Consider the following 20,014-nt stretch of genomic DNA (forward strand, 5'->3'; position numbering starts at 1 on the left):
GGCGGGTAAGTGCCAATAATCAAAATTTTCATAGATATCCTTTTGCAAATTGTTTATAATTAATTCTTTACTATGTGTTGAACATTCCATAACAGGAAATTGTTCAGGTCCATCCTTCAGAAAAATTAAATATGACAAAGATTAAACAAGACCAGTTTTTAATCGTTATAAATAAGTTGTTGACTTTTAATCAAAACTAAAATGGGAATAACAATAAACCGAAAGAATATACTTTTTAAACCAAAGTTGGATAGGGTATTGGCTCGCAGATTCAACCTTTCACCCGAAAGGTCAAAAAGGATTATTGAAAGGGTAATGAAATTAAGCGATGACAAGAAAAATGCATTGATCACCCAGATTTTAAGAAATTATGCACGTAGGCATCGCAGTGTTTTGAATGTATTGGAGCGAAACTATAAACTCAAGGCCCAGGAACTCAAAGACCTCCAGATTGATGCCAAGAAATTAACGGAAGTTGAGAAATTGCTGATCGGTTCGTATTTTACCATGGAATATTCTATTGAAGCTGCTGCCTACTTCAATCCGTCCATCGTGATTTCACCGGACCAATCCCAAACGCATGAAGGAGAGAAAAGGGTAATATTGAGCTTTAGGGCAGTTGGTGAAGGGCATTTATCTTCCATCGTTTTCCGTTCGGGAATCATCGACAAAAATCTGAACATCGAACTTGATGAAGTAGGTATTTTATTGGATAAACCTAAGCATGTCAAGAATTACCGATATAAGAAAGATGATTTTATAGAGAAACTGATGCAAATGCATACCGTTCAGGATGATATTAAAGTAATCATTGAAAAGAAATTGACGGAGACTTTTACCTATGATGAACTGATGCGATTTGTCAAGGAAATTGAAGAAGATAATGAGATGACCCATGATAATCAGATTCTGATGCATCAGATCATGTGGTTGGCCTCATCACATTATGAGATTTCGTATTCCTTGGATACATCGATATCTGAACGAGTGATTTTTCCGATAAGTGATACCGAAAAAAATGGGATTGAAGATGCGAGATTTGTAGCTTTCAAAAGCGAAAAAGGCAATACAACCTATTATGCGACCTATACCGCATACGATGGCCATACCATCCTCCCCAAACTGCTTTCGACCAAAGATTTTATCAACTTCAAGGTTCAACCTATCAACGGGAAAATTGCCAATAAAGGTGCTGCACTTTTTCCTCGAAAAATCAATGGGAAATATGTCATGCTCTGCCGTATAGATGGAGAAAACAGTTATGTGTCCTTCTCTGATTCCATTACCAATTGGCATGGTGAAATCCATTTGGTCGCTGAACCTGAATTTCCTTGGGAGTTTATCCAAGTCGGGAATTGTGGATCTCCTCTCGAAACGGAGAAAGGTTGGCTGGTCATTACCCATTCAGTAGGGCCCATGCGAGAATACGTCATCGGTGCCATGCTTCTCGACCTAGATGACCCTAGCAAAGTCCTGGGAAAATTGTCAGAACCGCTGTTATTTGCCAATGAAGAAGAAAGAAATGGGTATGTGCCGAATGTGCTCTATTCCTGTGGACAGATCATCCATAACAATCAATTGATTTTGCCATATGCATATTCTGACCATGAGTCTACCTATGCAACAATATGCTTAGATGAATTGCTCAGCACCTTGTTGGAGGAGGGAAATCCCTAGATTTACTTTTGTAGGATACCTTCGACCAGGGATTTCCATTGCGGATAGGAGGCACCTAACTTGGCTCCTAGGGCAACGAATAAATTCCTTAATCGGTCCAATAGCGAGTCGAGATCCAAGTTCATCATTTCATTTCGACCAAAATAGGATGCTTCCACGGTCTTTCCATCCCTTTTGACCTGAAAACTAGAAGTTGCCATGTTTTTGAAGAAATGCTTGGTTTCGTGGTCATCTTCCTGATGTGGCATAGCGCTCGGCCTTAAGGTTAGTGTAATGAGATCATGGGAGCTGTCTGATGATTCATTGATCTGTTCTATCTGTACGTAATCATACCCAGAGGCAGTCCATAATCCAGGTCCTGGGATGTCAATTTTCACAAAATCCCCTTCTTGTGGCTTTTCCTCCGAATGCTTTCCAAAGGCATCCAAATGCTCAAAGGTCGAAACTGGAACCTTCGCCACTTGATCCCAATTGTTGATCTCCAATAGCCTGTTCTTCGCTTCTAAGTAAAAATTCTTTGCCTGGATTTCATTCTCAAATTCTATGGAATCGGAGATATCCATGTCTTTGCCTTTATGCTGGGCCGGAATAAAATGTTTCATCGCATTGATCTTTCTTTATTAACAAGTTACATGAATAATAGTTGGCTCTTTAAGCTACCTTAATTTTGGGCGATCAGTGAAGAATCGGTACAGTTCACCTACAATAGGCATTGTCATGCTTTACCGAAGGTTAAGGGGTTTTGGATCAGTTCAATTAAGGTTTGTCTGGTTCCGAGATCCTTCCTGCGTCAGGATGACACCGGAAATAAAAAGAATTTTTGCGGTTAATGGCTCCGTAGGGGCATGTAATTATGTTTTTTTTGTCAACGAAACATCTCGGAAAAATGCAAGCATTCAAAATAAATTATATCAATCACTGAACCCCCATCGGGGGTGGAATCTTTGTAGATTAATGATGGCTAATAACGGCCAACATACAGCGTGGCTGAAATGTTTTTCTGAAAATCCCCGTATCAATCAAATCAAGAAAAATAGTTCCCTCATCTTACGATTTCGGGTTGACAACGATCCTAAAAAACACTAACAAATAGATTCTTCGCTTCACTCTGGATCCCTCTAATGTGCATTTTGATTCTGAACGATCAGTGAAGAATCTGTATGGTTTTCCTCTCTGCGACCCTGTCATGCTGCACCGAAGGTGCAGGAACTGTACGCCATTGTAATTAAGGTTTGTATAGTTTCGAGATCCTTCCTTTGTCAGGATGACAGGAAGGGGAAAACCGAAGGTTAAGGAACTGTGAACCAGTGCAATTAAGGTTTGTATGGTTCCAAGATCCTTCCTTTGTACCAATGACAAGTTTAATAGAAATGTGTTTTCTAGCCATTCAGGGACATATTTGTTTTCCAGAAAAATCTCTTTTTTGCGACAAACTGCCCTAGAAGGGCAGAATTATTTTAGCATGGATGGTAAACAATATAGGGTTAATGCAAAAACGATGTTCGATTAATCGAACATCGTTTTTGCGCGACTTCCAGGCTAACGTGCCATGGCAGCTAAAATAATGGAACCCCAAAAGGGGTTCTATAATTAAAAAAATAAAAGAGCTAATTGATTTTCATTGCCAACCTGCTGTCATAACCTTCCGATAAATTTTGCGTAAATTTTTATTTCTCAGTTGGACACCGAAAAAAAAGGAATTTTTGCGATTAACGGCCCTTCTCATCAACTTCTTTTAAATTTTGTGAAAACTGAAAATTCTCGAAATCGAGAACGAGCTTCGGGTATACTTTTGCTCTTGTTCGAGGCATATTCGGAAAATTCGAAATATGTCTCGAATGAAACCAAAGTGAGGTCCAATTCCAACTGCTATGGAGCAGATTGCTTATTTTAAAATTTTAATAAAGATTTTGCCCTATTTAATCAGGCAGTTAATTAGGTTATAAAATAAAGAAAAAGGTTTTGAAAATTACTTCCAAAACCCTTTTCTTTATTGGGGTAATATGAGAGTGCCTTAATGGCTATGCCCAACTGTACCTACCATTTTGGCATTGATAAAGAAAGCATTCTTTATTACGATCCTGCTGTTAGCTGGTATTTCAATAATTGGGGTAATAGCGGTATAGCCCATACTGGAAACGCCTCTAACAACTTCTATTTTTTCAAAATTAAAAGGTTTGGAGGTTTCAGTATGATTATGTTCTTCACCTTCCTTATGAACATGTGGCTCTTCGGGGTGTTCATGTTCGCCTGCGTGGTCATGTTCCTCGCCAGCAGCATGTTCATGGTCTTCATGTTCTGCTTCCGGTTTTTTATCGGTTTCGATAAAAATGAAGGTTTTTCCCTCTGATTCTACTATAGCCTCGTCAGGCACTGCCGCTGTTGTGACATCTTCCACACTTATGGAACCCGAGGTATTCATGCCGTCAATCAGACCAGATTTGTCTCCAATGACCATACTATGGATGGCGATGGTCTTGCTTTCATTTTCAAATGAAGCCCCAATTTGCGATATCCTTGCGGTATAGTTTTTACTCGGATTGTTGGTCGTGGTAAAACTGATTTCCTGGCCTACCTTTAGCTTAGGCAAATCCCTTTCAAAGACCTGCAGGTCTAGGTGGATCATGCTATTGTCAACTACTTCTACTATAGGAGAGGAGACATCTACATAGCTGCCCAGTTTAGCAAAAATATTGGATACCACTCCATTGATTGGGCTTGTGATAGTTAATGCGGACCTCAGATTAGAAGTTGAGATGGCATTGGGGTTTATCCCCAAGAGTTGGAGTTGTTTGGCGGAAGAGGCTTTTTTAGTCCTTAATATATTCAGGTTGCTCACTGCATTTTGAAGGTTTCTTTTTACCCCTGCATTGCCGGCATTTAGTTCTTGCTGACGTTGAAGCTCCTGTTCAGCAGCTTGGATTTCATTGTTGGCATTGAGATAGTCTTCTTGAAGTTGGATGAACTGCGGATTGATAATGGTCGCTATCGTTTGTCCCTTCCTGACATGATCTCCTAATTGAACATTCAGGGATTGAATTACGCCTCCGTATAAAGGGGTGACGTTGGAACGGTTGTTATTGGGTACATTTAATACCCCGTTGGCAGTGATCCTGGCCGTCAGATTTTTCTGTTCGATCTGTCCAAATTGAATGCCCACCTCCTTAATCTGTTCCTCTGTTAGGGAAGTGATGGTTGTTTTTTCCGTAGCGCCATGTTCATGTTCATGGCCTTCTTCAGTCTCCGCAGCTTTTTCTGATTTAGTAGAACTGCTATTACAGGAAGCCAAAAGGCATGCAAAGCCTAAGCAGAGTAATAGTTGTTTTGTTTTATTGATGGATTGCATAAGCCTATTGATTGATAATTGAATAAATTGAAATGACAGATTCATTGACACTTTGAATGCTTTTTAAATAATTCAAATAGATATCTGTCGTGGTCTGAAGGGCAAAAAGATATTCTACATAGGAAATATCTCCTGCTGAATAACCTAGTTTTGCGGCATTGATGATCTCTCTTGCATTTGGCAAGGCATTGTCCTTGAAATAATTGAACTGAGCTAGGTTCTGTTCATATTGATTCATCAGGTTGCTGTATTCGTTCTGGAGTTTTTGCTTTTCCCATTCTGCGGCCATCTCTGCGGCCTGTTTTTCAAAGTCTAGGGACCTGATCTTGGCCTTTGTGGTTCCGTAGGTTAAAGGGATGGCAATGCCTACATCAAAAGAATTGAACCTTTGGCCACGGCCATAATACTTTTCAATCCCATTCCTTTCATGCATGCCCATTAAAGAGGCATTGGTATATCCAATATTAAAATCGGGCAATCCTGAGGACTTCTCCACCTGTTTACTTGATTCCGCTATCCGTGCCTGTTGGTAAAGTGCCTGGATTTGTGGATGATCGGCTATTTTTGACGTATCGGTTATCTCTGAAAGTCGGATAGGTTCAAATATTTCATCCGTTTCAACTTCGAAATCCTCTGAAACCTGCATCAGATTCTTTAGACTATTATAGGCGTTTTTCATCAAGGTTTCATTTTGCTTATATAACAAGTTGATTTCCCCTTGTTTAGCCTGTGCAGTATTGATATCCACCTTTTTGGTGTCACCAGCATTATATCGCACTTCTGCAATCCGAATAAAATCCCTATAGATACTATCCAATGATTTAAGTTCCCTTTCATTGTTCTCTAGGTAAGCTATCTGCAAAAAGTAGGTACGGACCTGTTGTTTTAATTGGTTTATTCCTACAGATTTTTCTACCTGTTTGGCCTTCACCTGCTCGGTTATCAAAGCTTTCCTAGATTTAAAAAGTGTAGGGAAGGGGATGGTCTGGGAGATGGAAATGGCATCGTTCTGTTCAAAGCCATCGTTTTGGCCATATTGAAAATTCAGGTCTGTTTTAGGGAGTTCTCCACTTGTTCTGAGGAGGCTCTCTGCAGCTCGGATTTCAAGGTCGTTAGCCTTTAATCCTTTATTGTTGTCCACAGCAATTTGAATAGCCTGATCCATATTGACCTTTTGCTGGGCATTTGTAGTCGATAGACCTAAAAAGCCAAGGATAAATATGCTAATCGTCGTTTTCATATCCGTAGGTTTTACCTTGATTTTAGAATTGAAAATAATATATAACAAAGGAAGGACAAAGAGTGTCAGGATCGTTGCAGTGACTAATCCACCGATAACCACCGTGGCTAGGGGTTTCTGAACTTCTGCACCGGCACTAGTACTTATGGCCATTGGCAAAAATCCCAAAGAGGCCACAGTAGCCGTCATCAATACAGGTCGTAACCTGATTTCAGTCCCTACCTTTACACGCTGTACGATGTCGGTCATTCCTTCTTTTTCAAGCTGATTAAACTTTCCTATCAATACAATGCCATTCAGTACGGCGACACCGAAAAGGGCGATAAAACCAACTCCAGCACTGATACTAAATGGCATATCCCGGATCAGCAGGGCAAACACCCCACCGATGGCACTCATAGGAATGGCTGTAAATATCAATGTTGCCTGCTTGAAGGAATGGAATGTGAAGTATAGCAACAGGAAGATCAAGAAAAGGGAAATAGGTACCGCAATCATCAGTCTGGAACTGGCCTGTTGAAGGTTTTCAAATTGGCCTCCATACGTAAAATAATAACCCGATGGCAGCTTGACCTGGGTACCTAACTTATCTTGTATTTCTTCGACGACAGATTGAACATCTCTTCCAGCAACGTTGAAACCTATAACAATCCTTCTTTTACCTTCTTCACGACTGATCTGAGCGGGTCCGACGGTAAAATCAATCTTAGCGACTTGGGAAAGTGGGATCTGTTGATGGTTTTGTGTTGGGATCAAGAGTTGGCTCACATCTTCTATATTGTTCCTATGTTCGTCATGCAGACGGACCACCAAGTCAAATCTCCGTTCATTTTCATATACCATTCCACTGCTTTTTCCTGCGAATGCGGTACTGACCACATCATTGACATCTTCAACGGTCAAACCATAATTGGCCATTCTCACCCGGTCGTATTGAATATTGATTTGAGGAAGTCCGGTCACTTGTTCCACCTGTGGTGCTGTTGTTCCGGGAACGGTTTGGATTATTGCATTTACCGTGTTAGCATAGTTAAGCAAGGTATCTAGGTTCTCACCAAAGATTTTCACGGCTACATCCTGACGGATACCCGTCATCAATTCATTGAAGCGCATTTGGATAGGTTGGTTCTTTTCAAAGAAAACCCCTGGAATGACCTGTAGCTTTTCCATAATGGCATTGCCGAGTTCTTCGTAGGTCCTTCCTGATTTCCATTCATTTTGTGGATTTAATATCACCATGATATCGGTGGCCTCTGGAGGCATAGGGTCAGTGGGCACTTCGGCAGCACCGGTCTTTCCCACCACCATTTTTACCTCTTCAAACTCCTTGATAATCCTAGATGCTTGCATGGAGGTTTCTATACTTTGACTCAATGAGGTGCCGGGTGGGAGGATACAGTGAAAGGCATAATCTCCTTCCTGGAGCTGTGGAATAAATTCTCCACCCATTCTGTTGAAAACAAAGATGGTAAACAGGAATATGGCGACCGCAATGGATACAATGATATATTTTACGCGTATCGCTTTATCCAATAAAGGCGCATATAGCTGATGTAATTTTTCAATGAATTTATCGCTGAAAGTCTTTTTGTCATGACCTTTCCTTGGAAGGAAAAGGGCACACATCATTGGGATATAGGTTAGGGAGAGGATTAAAGCACCGAATATGGCAAAACCAACCGTTTTCGCCATCGGTGAAAACATTTTCCCTTCTACGCCCACTAATGTTAAGATTGGAATATATACAATAAGGATAATGATTTCCCCAAAAGCGGCTTGGGTCCTGATCTTGGAGGCTGAATCGAAAACCTCCTGGTCCATTTCCTTTTGACTAAGTCTGTGGGTTGATTTCCTTAAGCCTAAATGGTGCAAAGTTGCCTCCACCACAATGACTGCCCCGTCTACGATAAGACCGAAGTCAATCGCCCCTAAACTCATTAAGTTTGCACTGACCCCAAACACGTTCATCATCCCCAAGGCGAATAACAAGGAGAGAGGAATGGCCGAGGCGACTATCAATCCCGCCCGGAGATTACCTAAAAAGAGGACCAAGACAAAAATAACAATTAAGGCACCTTCGATCAGATTTTGCTCTACGGTTCCAATGGCTCTGCCAATAAGGTCGGTTCGATCTAAATATGGTTCTATTACTATATCCTCAGGTAATGAATTCTGGATGGTAGGTAACTTTTCCTTGATACGGTTGACGACGTCATTACTGTTCTCGCCTTTCAGCATCATCACCACACCGCCCACTGCATCAACCTCTCCATTGTAAGTCAATGCTCCGTAACGAACCGCTGATCCTAGTCTTACATCTGCTACATCCTTGATGAAGATAGGTACAATACCATCTGTTTTTACAGCGATGTTACCGACATCTTCCAAAGAACTTACTAATCCAATTCCTCTGATAAAATAAGCGTTGGGTTTTTTGTCTATATATGCGCCACCCGTATTTTGGTTGTTTTTTTCAAGAGCATCGAAAATATCAGGGATGCTGACACCCATGGCGCGCAATTGATCGGGGTGAACGGCTACTTCATACTGTTTCAGTTGACCGCCAAAGCTGTTTACTTCGGCCACTCCAGGAGTACCATAAAGTTGACGGGCTACTATCCAATCCTGCATCTCCCGCAAATCCATGGAGCTGTATTTGCTTTCACTTCCTTTTTTCGGGTGAATAATGTACTGGTAGACTTCACCTAGTCCGGTGGAGACTGGGGCCATTTCCGGATTACCTATGTTTTTGGGTATGTCTTCGGTGGCTTCGATGAGCCTTTGATTAATCAGTTGCCGCGCGAAATAGATGTCTACATCCTCTTTAAAGACTACAGTAATGACAGAAAGGCCAAACCGAGAAATAGATCGGATTTCCTCAATATCTGGAATATTGGCAATGCTCTGCTCGATTGGGAAAGTAACAAGTCGTTCAACTTCCTGACCTGCAAGTGTTGGCGTACTGGTGAATATCTGAACCTGATTGTTAGTGATGTCAGGAACGGCATCAATGGGTAATTTGGTAGCTGACCATACTCCCCAAACTATCAAGACCAAGGTCATTATACCAATAATGATCTTATTCTTGATACTAAATTTTATGATTTGATCTAGCACATGAATGGCTTTAAATTCAACATTTTACGTTTTTAGATATAGGCATAACTTGCTCTATCCAATAGGTTTTCTTCCAGAATCAATAATTCTGAAATAACATAAAGATTGAATATTAAACCTGAGGGGGTTGCCAAATGTTTTCCTGGTCATTGCTGACTAGAGGGTATTCTTTTTCTGTTAAATCTATGTTGGAATAGGATTCAATTGGTTTTTCCAGCTTTAACATATGAAAACTCGCAACCGTTAAGGAAATTCCGCAGCATGAACAGGTACAGAAAGGTGTACAGCTGTCTTTGGAGCAGTCATGTTGTTCCTGATGGGTTGATTTTTCAGTTGAGCTATGGAGATGGGCATGAGATTCCGTCATGCGATCACTGCATGGTATCAAGGTAAGGACCATGACATAAACCATTAATATGATAGAAGCGAATCTCATTACTGCAAATATATAGAATCTAATGATTGGGAAATTAGTGATAATCAATAAATAAGGCTTAATGTAACAAGAAAGTTGCGATTAATGAGTATCGAATCCCGAGCAATCTCGTTTTTTAATTAATCTACCGCCTTTTTTGGCTATCTATTAATAAATACATCACTATGGGAAATATTCCCCAAAAAATCTTAATTGGAACACATCATTTGGATCATATTGGGGGATCCGAAGCGTATACTTACGATTTGATCAAGGCCCTAAAAAATATGGAAGGTATAGAAGTGGAGTATTTCACTTTCGATAAAGGAGCGGTCTCTCAAAAAATTGAAGAGGAACTTCAGGTTTCCTTTATGTCCAAGAAAAAGTATGATTTGGTCATTGCTAACCATAATACCACCGTGAAAGAGCTTTATGGTCAAGCGCCCATTCTTCAAGTCTGCCATGGCATCATTCCTGATCTGGAACAGCCATCGCCATTGGCAGATTATCATGTAGGGATATCTGAGGAAGTTTCAGATCATTTAGTAGAATTAGGATATCCTAATTCCATCATTCTTAATGGCATCGATGTCAACAAGAAAAAGTCCATAGTGGCTCCCAATGATGAATTGGAAAGTGTTCTCTCTTTATGTCAAAGTGAGAAAGCTAATAAACTATTGCAAAAGGTTTGTGAGGATAAAGGTTTGGAATTCAAGTCTTTTAATAAACATGTTAACCCAACTCTCAATATAGAGAAACAGATCAATAAGGCGGACTTGGTTGTGGGGGTGGGAAGATCCATCTATGACGCCATGGCTTGTGGAAGGCCCTGTTTAATCTATGACAATCGGGGATATAATGGAAATAAGGCCGATGGATACCTTAGACCTAGAAATTTCTGGAAATATGTGAAGAATAATTGCTCCGGTCGCTATTTAAATAGAAAATATACAGAGAAGGACCTGATCCGGGAACTGGAGAAATATAATCCGCAGCATGGTCAAGAATTGCGAAACATTGCTGTTGAGAACCTTAATTCACAGAACATGGCTGTGGAGTTACTCAATATGCAGCAGAATTTTACTTGGAAAAATAAGTTCAAGAAATGGAAAAGGTTTTCAGACCATGCGAAATTAGTGAAGCATGCCCTGCTTTACAAGAGATTGTATAATGCAACAGGTATAGAGTATTTTAACAAGTCCTTGATGTAGCCTGTGAATTTTCAACCTTTATTTTTTCAATAAAATTATCCCATAATAATCTGGATAATTCATAATTTACAGAGCCTAAATTAAATGAAATTATGCAGAAATTCGTCGATCGTTCAGAGCAAGCAGCAGATAAGATTTTTGATAGCCGGACCGTACAAAAAGATTACCACAGCATTGTAGGAATAATAAAGCCCGGAATGTCGGTTTTGGATGTAGGCTGCGGTACAGGAGCGATTAGTAAGGGCATCGCAGAACTGGTAGGACCCACAGGAAAAGTGATCGGTATAGACAATACCCGTGATTTTATTGATTCTGGGAAGCGGAATTATGCAGAGCTGGACAACCTTGAATTAGTACATGCCGATATTTTTGATTATTCAAATACAGAAAAATTTGATTTGGTAGTTTCTGCCAGGACATTACAATGGTTATCCAAACCAAATGAAGCCATTAGAAAAATGATAACATTCCTGAAACCTAATGGGATACTTTCTGTTTTGGACTATATCCATGAAGACATTGAGTGGAACCCTAAAATCCCGGAAAGCATGGCCAACTATTACAGTTCATGGTTGAAGTGGAGATCAGATAATGGAATGAATAACCGCATGGCGGAATGCTTGCCCATAATTTTCAATGAGAATGGATTAAGGAACATTGAGGTCCGGGAGTCCAATGAGACCTATATGAAAGATCAGAATGATTTTGAAGATAAATTGGGCATCTGGATCAAAGTAGCCAGTTCAAAGCAGCTTGTTGAAGAACAGTATGTTACGGAAGAATTAAGACAGAAAGCAATTTTGGACTATCAAAATTGGATCAGCAGGGATGCCCAAGCGATGCAAATGATGCTGAAAGAGGTGCGAGGGCAAAAGATAGAGTAAGTCTATACATATATTTCAAGTCTAAAGATTCCTTTAGACTTTTTAGTCTCAAAATTTATACAATTCCAGTAACATTTTTTTTAGTAGATTTATTAGATAAATAACTTATTCAACGTGTATTATTTATAAACCTAACCATACATAGGTATTTGTATTTTTTTATAAAATATAAATACCGAGTTAAAAAAAGCTTAGTATCCATCAATCTTGAGTAAGATTGTGTATACATTCTATGCTAATTTTACGTATGGATACATAATCCTGCTTTAGGGCTATGTACGAACGCAATAAACCTATAACTAAGCGTAATATAAACCTGCAATGAGAAGAAAGATATTGGTTTTTTCTGCTTTGGCTGTTCTGGTGCTGACCGTCGGTTTTTTTACTGTACATAACAGTGAAGAAGTGGATTTCAGCAAAGATGTTAAGCCCATCCTGAACAAGCATTGTATTTCATGCCATGGTGGGGTGAAAAAAAATGGCGACCTGAGTTTTCTTTTCGAAGAGGAAGCCTTTGCCAATGCGAAGTCAGGTGAGCCCGCAATCATCCGCGGTGATGCCGAGCACAGTAACATGATCAAACGCCTGACCGAAGAGGATCCTGAATTGCGCATGCCCTACAATGCCGCAAAATTGGATGACAGTGAAATCGATATCCTGCGTAAATGGATAGACCAAGGGGCTAAATGGGGCAAGCATTGGGCATATGAGCTGCCTGAAGAAGTGGAGGTTCCTAAATCCTTTTCATTCGCCTCCCTTTTTGGTTTCAAGCCAAAAGGGATTAACAATAACATAGACTATTTCATTAAAGATAAATTGGATGATCAGGGACTTTCTTCTTCGGAAGAAGCTACCCGAGAAACTCTTTTGAGAAGGGTTTATCTGGACCTGGTCGGTGTTCCGCCAAGCCTTGAGGAGGTAGAAGCCTTTAAAAATGACAATCGCGACGACGCCTACGAAATAAGGGTGGATAGCTTGCTCAATTCGCAGCAGTATGGTGAGAAATGGGCTTCCTGGTGGCTCGATATGGCCAGATATGCTGATACCAAAGGCTATGAAAAGGATATGTCCAGGCAGATCTGGGAGTATAGGGACTGGGTGATCCGAGCCTTCAACAAGGACATGCCCTATGATCAGTTCAGTATAGAACAGCTTGCCGGAGACCTGTTGCCTGAACCTAGCAAGGACCAACTGATTGCTACGGCATTCCACAGGAATACCATGAATAATGATGAGGGTGGTACAGACAGTGAGGAGTTTAGGGTTGCTGCGGTCCTGGACCGTGTAAATACAACCTATCAGGTTTGGTTGAGTACGACCTTTGAATGCGTGCAATGCCATAGCCATACCTATGATCCCTTCAAATTTGAGGAATATTATAAATCCGTCGCCTTTTTTAACAATACACGAGATGAAGATACCGAAGGGGATCATCCGAGACTGCGTTTTTATGGCGAACAGGAGCAACATAAAATAGATAGCATCAAGACTTGGTTGACTCAATATGGCAATGAGAAGCTGCTGCATTCGACAGATCTTTTCTTAAAAAGCCTGGAACCTAAGATACATGCTCATTATACAGATCAACTGAACAATGCCGCTCTATACGATACTAAATGGTTAGGGGTGCGTAGTGGTGGAAATGCCAGAATGAGGAACATCCAACTGGATGGAAAGAAGTTGATCTACCTGAACTATTGGACTGGAAATACTGGTGGAAAGCTGGAAATCCGTAAGGACAGTTTAGCTGGGGAATCCATCGCCAGTATTGAGCTTCTAAGTACACAGGGAAGACAGGTGATACAGGCTCCGATAGCTGCTACCCAAGGCCGACATGATCTTTACCTGGTATTTACCAATCCCAAATTGGGGAAGGATGAACCGGTGTGCATGGTGGAATGGTTGGCATTTCGGGAGCCATTTCCTGACATGAAGGCGCCTGGTGCGGAGCATATCCAAAAAAGTATATTGCAATTGGTCAATACTAATCCTTCCAGTGTTCCGATCATGATCGAGAACCCTGAGGACATGAAAAGGACCACCAAGATATTTGAACGTGGAAACCGTTTGGCGCCGGGGGATGTGGTGGAGCCCAAAGTACCGGAAGCATTGAACCCATTTCCGAAAGGAGCTCCCAACAACCGATTGGGCTTTGCACAGTGGTTGGTTGCCAAAGATAATCCGCTGACGGCAAGAACGCTGGTAAACCGGGTATGGGCGCAGCTATTCGGTAGAGGGTTGGTAGAACCATTGGGGGATATGGGAACCCAGAGCAATCCACCGATCCATAGGGAATTGCTGGATTACCTTGCTTTGGATCTGATGCATGAAAAGGAATGGAGCATGAAGTCCTTGGTCAAGGATATCGTTCTTTCCTCAACCTATAGACAGTCATCCAGCCTGGATAGCAAGGATGCCAAAAAGGATCCGGAGAACTATTACTTGGCAAGAGGTCCACGTTTTAGACTTTCTGCAGAACAGATCCGCGACCAAGCGCTGACGGTAAGTGGGTTGCTGAGTGGCAAGATGTTTGGACCAAGCGTGATGCCGCATCAACCAGATGGAGTTTGGATGTCGGTGTACAGTGGCGAAGCCTGGAAGAAAAGTGAGGGTGAAGACCAATTCAGAAGAGGAATCTATACCTTCCTGAAACGGACCAGTCCTTATCCTTCCTTTATTTCCTTTGATGCATCGAGTAGGGAAGTCTGTCTCGTGGACAGAATCAGGACGAATACTCCGCTCCAAGCATTGACGACATTGAACGACCCTGTTTATATAGAGGCAGCGAAGAACCTCGCCGCAATTATGAAAAAAGAATCTAATGGTGACCTGAAATCAGGGATAGCGGCTGGATACCGGCATACGATGTTCAGGGATCTCTCCGCCGATAAATTGGCGGCACTAGAGAAACTCTATGCGCAAGCCTATGATAATTTTGAAAAGCGACCAGCTGAGGCGGAAAAGTTCATGGGCAAGGACCATGTTTCGCCTAACAGTAAAGAGCTGATCAGTGATGCTGCATATACCTTGGTAGCGAACGCTCTGTTGAACCTAGATGAATTTTTGACTAAATCTTAAGGATATGAAAGACTTTAATAAGCTAATGAAAGAGGCCTACCATAGGCAGTTGCAGGCAGAGACTAGACGACATTTCCTTAAGAAATGTGTTGCTGGGATTGGAAGCATCGCCCTTGGGGGAATGATGGCAAGTTGTATGCGTTCTGGAAATTCTGCAAATGCTGAAGGCATTGACCTCAATTCCTTGAATCCTTTGCTGCCCAGGGCTCCTCACTTTGCCGGAAAGGCTAAGAATGTAATCTATCTTCATATGGCCGGAGCGCCGTCCCAATTGGAACTTTTTGACTATAAACCTGCTTTGCAGAAACTTCATAACCAACCTTGCCCAGAATCTTTGTTAGCGGGCAAGACCTTCGCTTTTATCCGTGGTGTTCCCAAAATGTTGGGGCCGCAGGCAACTTTTAAGCAATATGGACAGAGCGGAGCTTGGGTTTCGGATCATCTCCCACACTTTAGCAAGGTGGTCGATGAGGTGAGTTTCCTGAAGGCTGTACATACCGACCAGTTTAATCACGGTCCGGCACAATTGTTCATGCATACCGGAAGTGCCCGATTAGGACGTCCTAGCATCGGCTCTTGGGTAACCTATGGCCTGGGTTCGGAGAACAGCAATTTGCCGGGATTTGTAGTGCTGACTTCTGGGGGTAAGACTCCAGATGCGGGGAAAAGTGTTTGGGGCAGTGGCTTCCTGCCTTCAGTGTACCAAGGGGTGCAGTGTAGGTCTAAAGGTGACCCGGTGCTCTATATTGCCGATCCGGAAGGGATGGACCGCGACCTCAAGCGGAACGCCATAGATGCCATCAATCAGGTGAACAAGGAGGAGTTCGAAACGTTCAAAGATCCTGAGACCCTGTCCAGGATAGCACAATATGAGATGGCCTATAAAATGCAGGTAGCAGTACCTGAGGTGATGGACATCAACAATGAACCGGAATATATACAGGAACTCTATGGCACTAAACCAGGGCAGGAGTCTTTTGCGAATAACTGTCTGCTGGCACGTAAGCTCGTGGAGAAGGGGGTTAGGTTCGTTCAGCTCTTCGATTGGGGCTGGGATAGCCATGGTACCAATCCTTCTGATTCCATTGACCTCGGCTTTCGCAACAAATGCCGCGAGATTGACCGCCCGATGACTGCACTCATCATGGACCTCAAGCAACGTGGTTTGCTGGAAGAGACCTTGGTAGTTTGGGGTGGTGAGTTCGGAAGGACCCCGATGCAGGAAAACCGTGACAACAACGATATGCCTTTCCTTGGACGTGACCACCATACCGATGCTTATACCATCTGGATGGCCGGTGGTGGTATCCGAAATGGGGTCAGCTATGGTGAAACGGATGAAATTGGGTTTACGGGAATTAGTGGAAGATCTTCAGTACATGATGTACATGCGACCATGCTGCATTTGCTAGGGTTTGACCATGAAAAGTTTACCTATGAATTCCAAGGACGGCCGTTTAGGCTGACCGATGTGGAAGGGACCGTAATCAAAGATATTATCTAAACAATATATGAAGAACCTTTTTAGGCTATTGATCATTTTGGTCTGTCAAATGAATTTTCTGTTTGCACAGACGGAAAAGGGACTGACCATCAAATATTATTGTACAAACTGGGGCATGACTGATAGCTGGGCCGACTTCTGTAAGAAAGTGAAGGCGGCTGGATATGATGGCGTGGAGACTTGGTTGCCAAGTGGGCAGGCTGAAAGGACTGCTATGCTAAAAGCGCTGAAGGAAAATGGACTTTCCTTGGGGCTGCTCGCTGGTGGAGGTGGAAGTGATTTTACAGCCTATATGGGCAGTTTTGAGAATAACCTCAAGGAAGCCATTAAACTAAAGCCGGATTATATCAATTGCCATACAGGAAAGGAGTATTACAGTTTTGAGGAAAACAAGAGGTTGATCTTGCTTGCCTATGGGATGAGCAAGCAATCAGGAATACCGATTTACCATGAGACGCATCGTGGACGGTTCAGTTTTGCAGCTAATATTACCAAAGAATATCTTGAAAAGATACCTGAATTGACCCTAGCCTTGGATATCTCCCATTGGTGTGTCGTCCATGAATCCTTGCTTTCGGACCAAAAAGAGGCAGTGGATCTTGCCCTTTCGAGAACCGGACATATCCATACGCGCGTTGGGCATCAGCAGGGCGCTCAGGTGAACGATCCGGCAGCCCCTGAATGGAAAGCTGCCCTGGACCAACACTTGGCATGGTGGGATGCCATCGTTGATCGGCATAAAAAGCAAGGTAAGTCTACGCTGACCATGTGCATGGAATATGGTCCATCGGGTTATATGCCCACCTTGCCTTATACTCAGCAGCCTGTTGCCGATCAATGGTCTGTAAATAAATTTATGTTGGATCTCCTGAAGAAAAGATATAGCTCCTTATGAAGTTTCTAGAAGAATTGGCCTCCTTTTTCGGTCGTTTCCACCCAATCCTAGTCCATCTGCCAATCGGAATGCTTGTGTTAGCCTTTGCTATGGCGGCTTTCGAAAAGATCAAGAAAACTCTTGAATATGGTTCAGCGATTAGGTTTTCGCTATTGTTGGGGGCTTTTGCTGCTGTATTGGCTGCGGTAACGGGGTTCTTGCTGTCCAAGGATGGAGGCTATGAGGATGATGTCCTAGATTTCCACCAATGGCTGGGAATCTTAGTTGCCCTATTGTCTTTGCTGAGCTATTGGCTCTACCGTGACGGAAATACAACGCAGGGGATTCTGGGAAAGTTGAAGGCTCAACGTTTTGTGATCCTGTTGTTGATGGTCGTTCTATTGGGATTTACAGGTCATTTTGGTGGGACATTAACCCATGGTAAAGGTTATATCAAGGATGCAATTCCTTCGGATATAAAAGCCGCATTGGGCATCGAGGACAAGGAGGAAGAGATTATGGTACTGGAGAACGTTCAGGAAGCTGAAGTCTATGGACAGGTCATCCAACCTATACTAAAGGCTAGGTGTCAGAGTTGCCATGGTGAAAAGAAACAGGAAGGTGAATTCTCCTTACATAACAAGGAAAGCCTATTGAAAGGCGGTGAATCAGGATCATTGTTGGAAGCAGGGAACAAGGATAAAAGTGAACTCTATAGGCGACTTATCTTACCAGAAGGCCATGAGGATAGGATGCCACCAAAAGGTAGGAAACCTATTACAAACGATCAGATCAAGCTAATTGCTTGGTGGATTGATAGCGGACTGGCTTTTGATAAAAAGGTTAAGCAAGTGGATCAAGGGCAGGAAATAGCAGCGATCCTTAAAAAGCTGGAAAGTCCGGCTGAACCCACTGAATCACCAATGTTGTATGCCAACCTTCCAGAAGCTCCAGACCTTCCAGAAGAACGTTTGGAGGCTTGGCAGGCTAAAGGGATAAAGGTCCTTCCGGTAGCTACGGAAAACAACTATGTGACAATCAATGCCATTAATTATCCAGAGCTCAACGATAAGGATATTGAAGATCTGATGCATATCAAAGAAAATATTGTACAGTTGAAACTTGGGCATACCAAAGTAACGGATCAAGGCATGAAACTTTTGACTTCATTGCCAAACCTGGTCCGTCTGCATTTGGAACATACCGGAGTTACCGACAAAGGAATGGAAATCTTGAAGTCTGCTCCACAGTTGGCCTATCTCAATATCGTAGGAACAAAGGTTACCGAAAAGGGAGTGCAACAACTCAGCTCGATCAAGTCACTGAAGGACATCTATGCCTTCCAAAGTGGAGTTAAATTAAATGCAGATAACTTAAAGGGGAATGGGAATTCCAAGTTAGACACCGGTAACTATGAATTACCGTTTCTTGAGTCTGATACCATACAATATTAAACCCAAAAGAACGATAGGACATACCTGTTTTGGGTTTAATGGAAATTAATGACTAAGATTTACTAGGAAAGAAATAGGTGATCAAGATAATGCATTTCTCGTTATTTTCATTTTTTGTGGAACGAATCATATTTCCATCAAGAAATATGGAATCACCAGTTTCTAGTTCTATTACCTGATTTCTTAAATGTATCGCTGCTTTCCCATTGATAATGTGCTTAAAAATGTAAGCATCCTGTTGCACTATGGATTCTTCTTTATAAGGATCTAATTCTAACAATACAACACTCATATTGCTTTCTCCTAGATCTTGATCGGTAATTCTTTTGTACAGAGAACCTGATCCTTTCTCCAATATTAACGAAGAATAGTTTTCTTTTTTGAGTACAATGACTGGACCTGGTTCCTTGGGACCTGAGAAATCCTCAAAAAACTGATTCATGTCAATTTCAAGAGAGCTGATGATATTGATTAATACCGGAAGTGAAGGTATAGTCCTATTGTTTTCAATCTGGGAAATTAGCCCTTTGCTCACTCCAGCCTTGTTCGCAAGCTCTTGGATCGTAATACCCTTGTTTTTTCTGATTTCCTTGATCTTACTACTTATTTTGAAAATAGTATTGCCTTGCATTGTTTGTTTTAATTAAAATGATTCAAGTAAAGTTAAACTTATTAAGTAAAATTGTTATTTTTTTATTTTATTTTCTTTGTTCGAAACAAAATAGTAGTAGAAAATTAACACTTTCCTTAAAAGTACTTTCGTCCAAATACTGATTTTTCAGCACTTTAAAAATTGTCGGGTTATTTAGGATTGTAAGCTATCCAAAACTTGAAAAAGAGTTTGATGGGAAATGGGCTTGGTCAGGTACTCAATGTATTGATTACCGTTATTGCTTTTATATCGGTCTGATTTACAGATAGAAGAGCTAATAATAAAGATGCTTACCTCTTGATCTTCGAATAGGTTTTCTTCTTGTATGCTCGACATCAATTCCCAGCCATTCATTAAGGGCATATTGATGTCTATAAACAAGACATGGGGATAACTTTCTTTGTTGGATTTGTTCTTTCTAAAAAACTCAGCTGCCGTATATCCATCAGGGAAGATGCTCAATTCAATCTGTTTTTTGTCGTACTTTTCAAGGAATTTCTTGAATAGAAAACAGAAAATAGAATCATCATCCACAAGAGTTATCCTCAATGTTTCCTTCATG

13 protein-coding genes are annotated in these 20,014 nt (G+C 41.6%); 7 read left to right on the forward strand and 6 right to left on the reverse strand.

Going from position 1 to position 20,014, the window contains the following annotated elements:
* The first annotated feature begins 201 nt into the window (after nt 1-201).
* On the forward strand, nt 202-1,677 hold the full coding sequence (locus ACWICE_RS04620) for a glycoside hydrolase family 130 protein (protein ID WP_454297742.1): 1,476 nt from the start codon (nt 202-204) through the stop codon (nt 1,675-1,677).
* A gap of 2 nt (nt 1,678-1,679) precedes the next feature.
* On the opposite strand, the gene ACWICE_RS04625 is transcribed toward ACWICE_RS04620, so the two are convergent.
* From ACWICE_RS04625 to ACWICE_RS04640, 4 genes are all read right to left on the reverse strand, one after another.
* Entirely contained in the window at nt 1,680-2,279 is a 600-nt protein-coding gene (locus tag ACWICE_RS04625; protein WP_454297743.1) for a hypothetical protein, read from the reverse strand.
* 1,412 nt (nt 2,280-3,691) lie between these two features.
* Nucleotides 3,692-5,023 (reverse strand): efflux RND transporter periplasmic adaptor subunit, encoded by a 1,332-nt coding sequence (locus ACWICE_RS04630; RefSeq protein ID WP_313258458.1) that lies wholly within the window; start codon nt 5,021-5,023, stop codon nt 3,692-3,694.
* 4 nt (nt 5,024-5,027) lie between these two features.
* A complete protein-coding gene (locus ACWICE_RS04635; RefSeq protein WP_454297744.1) occupies nt 5,028-9,380 on the reverse strand; it encodes a CusA/CzcA family heavy metal efflux RND transporter in 4,353 nt (1,450 codons plus the stop codon).
* 112 nt (nt 9,381-9,492) lie between these two features.
* A complete protein-coding gene (locus ACWICE_RS04640) occupies nt 9,493-9,816 on the reverse strand; it encodes a DUF6660 family protein (protein ID WP_185211694.1) in 324 nt (107 codons plus the stop codon).
* Nucleotides 9,817-9,980: 164 nt separating this feature from the next.
* On the opposite strand from ACWICE_RS04640, the gene ACWICE_RS04645 reads away from it, so the two are divergent.
* The 6 genes from ACWICE_RS04645 to ACWICE_RS04670 all read left to right on the forward strand — a co-directional run bounded on the left by ACWICE_RS04645 (nt 9,981) and on the right by ACWICE_RS04670 (nt 18,800).
* Nucleotides 9,981-11,006, forward strand: coding sequence for a glycosyltransferase family protein (locus tag ACWICE_RS04645; protein WP_254529156.1), 1,026 nt, complete (start codon nt 9,981-9,983; stop codon nt 11,004-11,006).
* Between the two features lie 92 nt (nt 11,007-11,098).
* Complete coding sequence (locus ACWICE_RS04650) at nt 11,099-11,890, forward strand: class I SAM-dependent methyltransferase (protein WP_454297745.1); 792 nt, start codon at nt 11,099-11,101, stop codon at nt 11,888-11,890.
* A gap of 321 nt (nt 11,891-12,211) precedes the next feature.
* Nucleotides 12,212-14,968 carry a DUF1553 domain-containing protein gene (locus ACWICE_RS04655; protein WP_454297746.1) on the forward strand — a complete coding sequence of 919 codons (2,757 nt, stop codon included), beginning with the start codon at nt 12,212-12,214 and terminating at the stop codon, nt 14,966-14,968.
* 4 nt (nt 14,969-14,972) lie between these two features.
* Nucleotides 14,973-16,472 (forward strand): DUF1501 domain-containing protein, encoded by a 1,500-nt coding sequence (locus tag ACWICE_RS04660; RefSeq protein WP_454297747.1) that lies wholly within the window; start codon nt 14,973-14,975, stop codon nt 16,470-16,472.
* 7 nt (nt 16,473-16,479) lie between these two features.
* Complete coding sequence (locus ACWICE_RS04665; protein WP_454297748.1) at nt 16,480-17,367, forward strand: sugar phosphate isomerase/epimerase family protein; 888 nt, start codon at nt 16,480-16,482, stop codon at nt 17,365-17,367.
* On the forward strand, nt 17,364-18,800 hold the full coding sequence (locus ACWICE_RS04670; RefSeq protein ID WP_454297749.1) for a c-type cytochrome domain-containing protein: 1,437 nt from the start codon (nt 17,364-17,366) through the stop codon (nt 18,798-18,800). Before ACWICE_RS04665 ends, ACWICE_RS04670 begins: the two co-directional genes overlap by 4 nt.
* Before the next feature lie 52 nt (nt 18,801-18,852).
* On the opposite strand, the gene ACWICE_RS04675 is transcribed toward ACWICE_RS04670, so the two are convergent.
* Both ACWICE_RS04675 and ACWICE_RS04680 read right to left on the reverse strand, forming a co-directional pair.
* Nucleotides 18,853-19,431 carry a helix-turn-helix domain-containing protein gene (locus ACWICE_RS04675; protein ID WP_454297750.1) on the reverse strand — a complete coding sequence of 193 codons (579 nt, stop codon included), beginning with the start codon at nt 19,429-19,431 and terminating at the stop codon, nt 18,853-18,855.
* A 174-nt stretch (nt 19,432-19,605) separates the two neighbouring features.
* Nucleotides 19,606-20,013: a response regulator gene (locus ACWICE_RS04680; RefSeq protein WP_454297751.1), complete on the reverse strand. Its 408-nt coding sequence runs from the start codon at nt 20,011-20,013 to the stop codon at nt 19,606-19,608.
* Nucleotide 20,014: the final 1 nt, after the last annotated feature.

The organism is Sphingobacterium sp. NPDC055346 (assembly GCF_053645235.1).

Coding starts and splice junctions, on each gene's coding strand:
- ACWICE_RS04620 (WP_454297742.1), top strand. CDS start 202: ATGGGAATAACAATAAACCGAAAGAATATACTTTTTAAACCAAAGTTG.
- ACWICE_RS04625 (WP_454297743.1), bottom strand. CDS start 2,279: ATGAAACATTTTATTCCGGCCCAGCATAAAGGCAAAGACATGGATATC.
- ACWICE_RS04630 (WP_313258458.1), bottom strand. CDS start 5,023: ATGCAATCCATCAATAAAACAAAACAACTATTACTCTGCTTAGGCTTT.
- ACWICE_RS04640 (WP_185211694.1), bottom strand. CDS start 9,816: ATGAGATTCGCTTCTATCATATTAATGGTTTATGTCATGGTCCTTACC.
- ACWICE_RS04645 (WP_254529156.1), top strand. CDS start 9,981: ATGGGAAATATTCCCCAAAAAATCTTAATTGGAACACATCATTTGGAT.
- ACWICE_RS04650 (WP_454297745.1), top strand. CDS start 11,099: ATGCAGAAATTCGTCGATCGTTCAGAGCAAGCAGCAGATAAGATTTTT.
- ACWICE_RS04655 (WP_454297746.1), top strand. CDS start 12,212: ATGAGAAGAAAGATATTGGTTTTTTCTGCTTTGGCTGTTCTGGTGCTG.
- ACWICE_RS04660 (WP_454297747.1), top strand. CDS start 14,973: ATGAAAGACTTTAATAAGCTAATGAAAGAGGCCTACCATAGGCAGTTG.
- ACWICE_RS04665 (WP_454297748.1), top strand. CDS start 16,480: ATGAAGAACCTTTTTAGGCTATTGATCATTTTGGTCTGTCAAATGAAT.
- ACWICE_RS04670 (WP_454297749.1), top strand. CDS start 17,364: ATGAAGTTTCTAGAAGAATTGGCCTCCTTTTTCGGTCGTTTCCACCCA.
- ACWICE_RS04675 (WP_454297750.1), bottom strand. CDS start 19,431: ATGCAAGGCAATACTATTTTCAAAATAAGTAGTAAGATCAAGGAAATC.
- ACWICE_RS04680 (WP_454297751.1), bottom strand. CDS start 20,013: ATGAAGGAAACATTGAGGATAACTCTTGTGGATGATGATTCTATTTTC.